Source organism: Pseudomonas sp. Sample_23 (assembly GCF_004307595.1).
Lineage (GTDB): Bacteria > Pseudomonadota > Gammaproteobacteria > Pseudomonadales > Pseudomonadaceae > Aquipseudomonas > Aquipseudomonas atacamensis.
Genome location: NZ_RCNX01000034.1, coordinates 71614 through 78135, shown reverse-complemented (window position 1 = coordinate 78135; position 6522 = coordinate 71614). Strand labels below are relative to the sequence as shown.

At 60.8% G+C, this 6522-nt stretch carries 4 protein-coding genes; 2 read left to right on the top strand and 2 right to left on the bottom strand.

Translation table 11 applies throughout. The features are described from left to right. Positions 1-220 precede the first annotated feature (220 nt). The gene (locus tag D8U82_RS07845) at positions 221-2302 is read left to right on the top strand and encodes an EAL domain-containing protein (protein ID WP_024012869.1); all 2082 of its coding nucleotides are present in this window, start codon (positions 221-223) and stop codon (positions 2300-2302) included. A 170-nt stretch (positions 2303-2472) separates the two neighbouring features. After that, positions 2473-3219: an SDR family oxidoreductase gene (locus D8U82_RS07840; RefSeq protein ID WP_071172352.1), complete on the top strand. Its 747-nt coding sequence runs from the start codon at positions 2473-2475 to the stop codon at positions 3217-3219. Positions 3220-3350: 131 nt separating this feature from the next. Here D8U82_RS07840 and mapR read toward each other — a convergent pair whose 3' ends face one another. Together mapR and ccoG are read right to left on the bottom strand one after the other, a co-directional pair. Continuing rightward, the gene (gene mapR / locus D8U82_RS07830) at positions 3351-4760 is read right to left on the bottom strand and encodes a GntR family transcriptional regulator MpaR (protein ID WP_130887334.1); all 1410 of its coding nucleotides are present in this window, start codon (positions 4758-4760) and stop codon (positions 3351-3353) included. A 238-nt stretch (positions 4761-4998) separates the two neighbouring features. Further along, complete coding sequence (ccoG, locus tag D8U82_RS07825) at positions 4999-6429, bottom strand: cytochrome c oxidase accessory protein CcoG (protein ID WP_130901986.1); 1431 nt, start codon at positions 6427-6429, stop codon at positions 4999-5001. Between the last annotated feature and the right edge of the window lie 93 nt (positions 6430-6522).

Here is a 6522-nt window from a genome sequence, read left to right as displayed (position 1 = left end):
CTCGCTCCCACAGGGATTTGTGGCCGGCGTGAGATAGCTTTCACAAGTTGTGCTTAAAGCCCACCGCAGAGCCTTGTAGGACGATCGAACAAGCGTTTCATCGGCTTGATGGCATTTTGGTTACTTTGTCAGTGCGTTATTTCGCGCAATCAGTACAATCGCCGCATTTGCCCGACCGAGAATGGAAGCAGTACGGTTTCGGCTTGTCACGAGAACGTTCATGCTCATCGGCAGCTATTCCTTCACTTTGGTTTTCATCTCGTTGTGCGTGGCCATTCTGGCTTCCTACACGGCGCTCGATCTCACTGGGCGCATCGCCACGGCGAAAGGCCGGGCCGTGCATTTCTGGACGGCGGGCGGGGCGTTGGCGATGGGCGTTGGCGTCTGGTCGATGCATTTCATCGGCATGCTCGCCTTCAAATTGCCGATCGACCTGGGCTATGACTTCACCCTGACTGCGCTGTCGCTGCTGATCGCGGTGCTGTCTTGCGGTTTTGCGTTGTGGCTGGTCAGCCAACCGAAACTGCCACTGGCGCAACTGGCCTTCGGTGCGTTGATCATGGGAGCGGGCATCAGCGCCATGCACTACACCGGCATGGCCGCGCTGCGCATGACCCCGGGCATTGATTACGACCCGACATTGTTCAGCGCCTCCCTGCTGATTGCCGTCGGCGCCTCGGCAGCGGCATTGTGGATTGCCTTTCGTCTGCGCCAGCATTCGCCCTATGTGCGGCTGATTCGTGCCGGCGCGGCGGTGATCATGGGGGTGGCGATTGTCGGCATGCACTACACCGGCATGGCTGCTGCGCAATTTCCTGACGGCAGTTTCTGCGGCGCGACACTCAATGGCTTGAAGGGCAATGGTCTCGACAGTCTGGTCGTGGTCACCACGCTGGCGGTGCTGTCGATTGCCCTGTTGACCTCGATTCTCGATGCCCGCCTCGAAGCGCGCACCGCTGATCTGGCGCACTCGCTGACGGTGGCCAATCGCGAACTCACCCAATTGGCCTTGCACGATCCGCTGACCAGCCTGCCCAATCGCATGTTGCTCGACGACCGCATCAATCAGGCAATCAGAAAAGTTGAAGAGCAGGGCGGCTGCTTCGCCTTGATGTTCATCGACCTCGACGGCTTCAAACCGGTCAACGACGCATTCGGCCATCACATGGGTGACCAATTGCTGCGCGAGGTCGGCGCGCGTCTGCGTGAAGACCTGCGCAGCCAGGACACGTTGGCGCGGATCGGTGGCGATGAGTTCGTTCTGCTGGTGCGCTTGAGCGAGCCCAATGACGCCTTGAGCCTGGCTGCGCGTCAGGTCGGCCTGATCGGTCGCACGTTCCGCGTCGCCGAGCATGATCTGCAGATTTCCGCCAGCGTCGGCATTGCCCTGTATCCGGGCAACGGCGCCAACGCCCAGGAACTGCTGATGAATGCCGACGCCGCGATGTACCACGCCAAGGGCGGTGGCAAGAACGGCTACAGCTTCTTCGATGCGTCGATGAACACCAACGCGCGCAAACAACTGCAACTGTTGCAGGACCTGCGCGCGGCCATCGAGCACAACCAGTTCTGCCTGCATTACCAGCCCAAATTCGACGCCGCCAATGGCCGTCCGGTCGGTGCCGAAGCACTGCTGCGTTGGAAGCATCCGCTGCACGGCATGCTGATGCCGGACAAGTTCATCGATCTGGCGGAAAAAACCGGGCTGATCATTCCGATGGGCGAATGGGTGCTCAACGAAGCCTGCCGGCAGATGCGCGAATGGTACGTGCTCGGTTACACCGACTGGCGCATTGCCGTAAACCTCTCTGCCTTGCAGTTTTGTCATGCCGGGCTGGTGCAAAGCGTGGCCAAGGCGCTGGCGACCCACCACTTGCCGGCCAACAGCCTGACCCTGGAAATCACTGAAACCACAGCGATGAGCGACGCTGATGCGAGCATGACTGTGCTGCAAGAGCTATCGGACATGGGCGTCGACCTGTCGATCGACGACTTCGGCACCGGTTATTCCAGCCTGATGTACCTCAAGCGCCTGCCGGCCAATGAATTGAAGATCGACCGCGGTTTCGTCCGTGATCTGGAGCACGACAGCGATGATGCGGCGATCGTCTCGGCGATTGTTGCGCTGGGGCAGGCCCTGGATCTGCGGATTGTCGCCGAGGGTGTCGAGACCGGCGCGCAACAGGATTTCCTCACCAAACTGGGCTGTGACTCGCTGCAGGGCTATCTGCTCGGCCACCCGATGCCGGCGGAGCGCTTCATGCAGGACATCGTGCGTGGGCAACGGCTGGCGGTGGTCTGACATACCGAGTCATCGTTCTTCGCGAGCAGGCTCGCTCCCACAGGTGATCGCATTCCCTTGTGGGAGCGAGCTTGCTCGCGAAGGCGCCCGAATAGGCGCCACATGCAAAACCCGCCAATCGCAGTTATTCTTCCCCCGACTGTTACGTGTGCACGTGGGGGAAGGCCAGCATGGATAAAGTCATTGTCATCACCGGTGGCGGGCGCGGAATCGGCGCGGCTACGGCATTGTTGGCAGCCGAACAGGGCTACCGGATCTGCATCAACTATCAGTCGGATGAACAGGCCGCACACAGCGTGCTCGAGCAGGTTCGCGCCTTGGGCGCCCAGGCCATCGCGGTTCGCGCCGATGTCAGTATCGAAGACGAAGTAATCGCGATGTTTCAGCGCGTCGACACCGAACTGGGCCGGGTCACCGCGCTGGTCAACAACGCCGGCACCGTCGGGCAGAAGTCGCGGGTCGATGAAATGTCCGAATTCCGCATCCTCAAAATCATGAAAACCAACGTGCTGGCGCCGATCCTCTGCGCCAAGCACGCGATCCTGCGCATGTCGCCCAAACACGGCGGGCAGGGCGGCAGCATCGTCAACGTCTCCTCGGTCGCGGCACGCCTCGGTTCGCCGAATGAGTACGTTGATTACGCCGCATCCAAAGGCGCGCTCGACACCTTCACCATCGGTCTGTCGAAAGAAGTGGCGGGCGAGGGCATTCGCGTCAATGCCGTGCGTCCGGGCTACATCTACACCGACTTCCATGCCCTGAGCGGCGACCCGGATCGGGTCAGCAAGCTCGAATCGGCGATTCCCATGGCCCGGGGCGGGCGGCCGGATGAAGTGGCGGAAGCGATTGTCTGGCTGCTGTCGGACAAGGCTTCGTATGCGACCGGGACGTTTGTTGACTTGGGGGGTGGGCGGTAAACCGGTGGGTTTGCAGTGTTAATGCCGTCCTCTTCGCGAGCAGGCTCGCTCCCACATTGGTTCTGTATTCACAAATCAACTGTGGGAGCGAGCCTGCTCGCGAAGGGGCCAGTCCAGACAACATCTATCCCTCAGAACGACCGCACAATCCGCCCCAACGTCTCCATGGCCTTTTCCGATTCCTCGGTCCACGGGCTGCCGTAATTCAAGCGAATGCAATTTCTGAAACGCTGGGTCGGTGAGAATATCGGCCCCGGCGCGATGCTGATGCCTTGCGCCAATGCCATTTGAAACAGCTTCAGCGAATCCATCTGCTCCGGCAATTCCAGCCACAGAAAGTAGCCGCCCGCCGGCTGGCTGACGCGGGTCTGTGCCGGAAAGTAACGGGCAATCGCCGCGAGCATCGCGCTCTGCTGTTCTTCCAGGGCATAACGCAGTTTGCGCAGATGCCGATCGTAGCCGCCGTGTTGCAGATAATCGGCAATCGCCGCTTGCGCCGGCATCGAAGCGCACAGCGAGGTCATCAGCTTCAGTCGCTCGATCTTCTGCGCGAAACGCCCGGCCGCCACCCAGCCGATGCGGTAGCCGGGGGCGAGACTTTTGGCGAACGAGCCGCAATGCATGACCAATCCTTCGGTATCAAAAGCCTTGGCCGGTTTTGGCGCCTGTTGCCCGTAATAAAGCTCGGCGTAGACGTCGTCCTCGATCAACGGCACCTGATGCTGACGCAGCAGTTCGACCAGTTCCTGTTTCTTCACCTCGGGCACGGTCGCGCCCATCGGGTTGTGGAAACTGGTCATGCACCAGCAGGCCTTGATCGGATGGCGTTCCAGAGTTTGCGCGAGCACGCCGAGGTCGATGCCGTCACGCGGGTGCACGGGGATTTCCACGGCTTTGAGCTTCAGGCGCTCCAGCACTTGCAGGCAGGCATAAAACGCCGGGGCCTCGATGGCCACCAGATCGCCGGGCTCGGTCACTGCTTGCAGGCACAGGTTCAGCGCTTCGAGAGCGCCGTTGGTGATGAGCAATTCTTCCATCGGCAGCATCAGCCCGCCGACCATGTAGCGCAGGGCAATCTGTCGGCGCAGTTGCGGGTTGCCCGGCGACATATCGGTGACGACCATGCGCGGATCCATCTCCCGCGCGGCGCTGGCCAGGGAGCGCGACAGGCGTTGCAGCGGGAACAGGGTCGGGCTGGGGAAGGCCGAGCCGAACGGTACGGTATTGGGATCTTTGATCGAATCGAGTACCGAGAACACCAGTTCGCTGACGTCAACCTCGGTGGATTCGTTGACCTGGCTGCTGATCACCGGCTCGGAAAATGTGCTCGGTGTATGGGCGTTGACGAAGTAACCGGAGCGCGGCCGGGCGCGGATCAGGCCGCGGCGTTCGAGCAGGTAATAGGCCTGGAATACTGTCGACGGGCTAACCCCGTAAGCCTGGCTGGCATAGCGCACCGACGGTACCCGCTGGCCAGGGCCGAGGACGCCGGAGCGGATCAGTTCAGCGATGTCGTCGGCGAATTTTTCGTAGCGTTTCATCGGTGGGCCTTGGTGGACTTGATTTTGTGGGGTGTCAGGGAAGGAGCCCTCACCCTAGCCCTCTCCCAGAGGGAGAGGGGACTGATTGGGGGATGCTGATGAAATACGCCGACCTGACAGTGCTTTGCCGAATCCATAATCGACTCGGTCTTTCAGGTCGATGCATAGCGACAGACACCTCGGTCGGCTCCCTCTCCCTCCGGGAGAGGGCTGGGGTGAGGGCAGCAATGCCAGCTCCTCAACGATTCATCGGCGCCACAAACCGGCTGTTCGCCACGCTGTATACCTGCGGCTCGTCACTGTCTTCAATCCTGAAACTCAATGTCTGCGAACTGCTCGCCGGGCGCTCGGTGGTCATCGCCACCGACACCGGCACATCGACAATCTCCCCGGGCGCCAGGCTCAATGCCGTTTTGCCCTGCAACGCAAACCCGTCGCCATCAACCAGACTCAACCGGTAATCCTGCCGTTGCTGAGTCTTGTTGATCACTTTCAGCGAATAAATATTCTCGATCTGGCCTTGAGCGTTCTCGCGGAACAACCCGCGATCCTTGGTCACGTCCAGCGACACCATCGGTCGCTCGATCAATGCCAGCGCCAACGCGCCGATCATCAACAACAACACCGCCGTGTAGCCAATCAAACGCGGACGCAGCAGGTTGGTCTTGCCGCCCTGCAATTCGCGCTCGGAACTGTAGCGGATCAGGCCGCGCGGGTAATGCATTTTGTCCATGATCGAATCGCAGGCGTCGATGCATGCTGCGCAGCCGATGCATTCCATTTGCAAGCCATCGCGGATGTCGATGCCTGTCGGGCAGACCTGCACGCACAACTGGCAGTCGATGCAATCACCCAGGCCGGCTTCGACCGGGCGCACGTCACGCCTGCGCGGGCCGCGGTTTTCGCCGCGTGCGGCGTCGTAGGCAATGGTCAGCGTGTCCTTGTCGAACATCACACTCTGGAACCGCGCATACGGGCACATGTGCATGCACACCGCCTCACGCAGCCAACCGGCGTTGATGTAGGTGGCGGCGGCGAAGAACAGCACCCAGAACAGACTGACGCCACCGATCTGCAGGGTCAGCAGCTCTTCGGCCAGCGGCCGGATCGGGGTGAAATAGCCGACGAAGGTCAGGCCGGTCATCACGCTAATTGCCAGCCACAACGTGTGTTTGGCGGCACGCCGCGCCAGTTTGTTCAGGCTCCATGGCGCCGCTTGCAGTTTGATGCGCTGGTTGCGCTCGCCTTCGGTGATCTTCTCGCACCACATGAAGATCCACGTCCACGAACTCTGCGGGCAGGTGTAACCGCACCAGACGCGACCGGCAAACACGGTGATGGCGAAGAGTCCGAACGCAGCAATGATCAGCAGGGCCGAGAGCAGAATGAAATCCTGCGGCCAGAACGTCGCGCCAAAGATGTGGAATCTGCTTTCCGCCAGATCCCAAAGTACGGCCTGCCGACCGCCCCAGTTCAGCCACACGGTGCCGAAGAACAGCACAAACAGAAGTCCGGCACCGCTCATACGCAGGTTGCGGAACAGGCCGGTGAAACTGCGAGTGTGGATCTGCTTGTCGGTGGAGCCGGCAGTCGCCTTCAGCGGGCGCGCGGGTACGCTTTTTATCGTTGGCGATGCTTCTACGGTTCGGACGGGGATTCGCTCGCTCATGTTCGTACGCTCATCAGCCTCCATCAGGCCGATGCACTATGAGCGCCGATCTGTTTGCAGAACAGACTCAGGTTTGGCAATAAAAAGCGGATC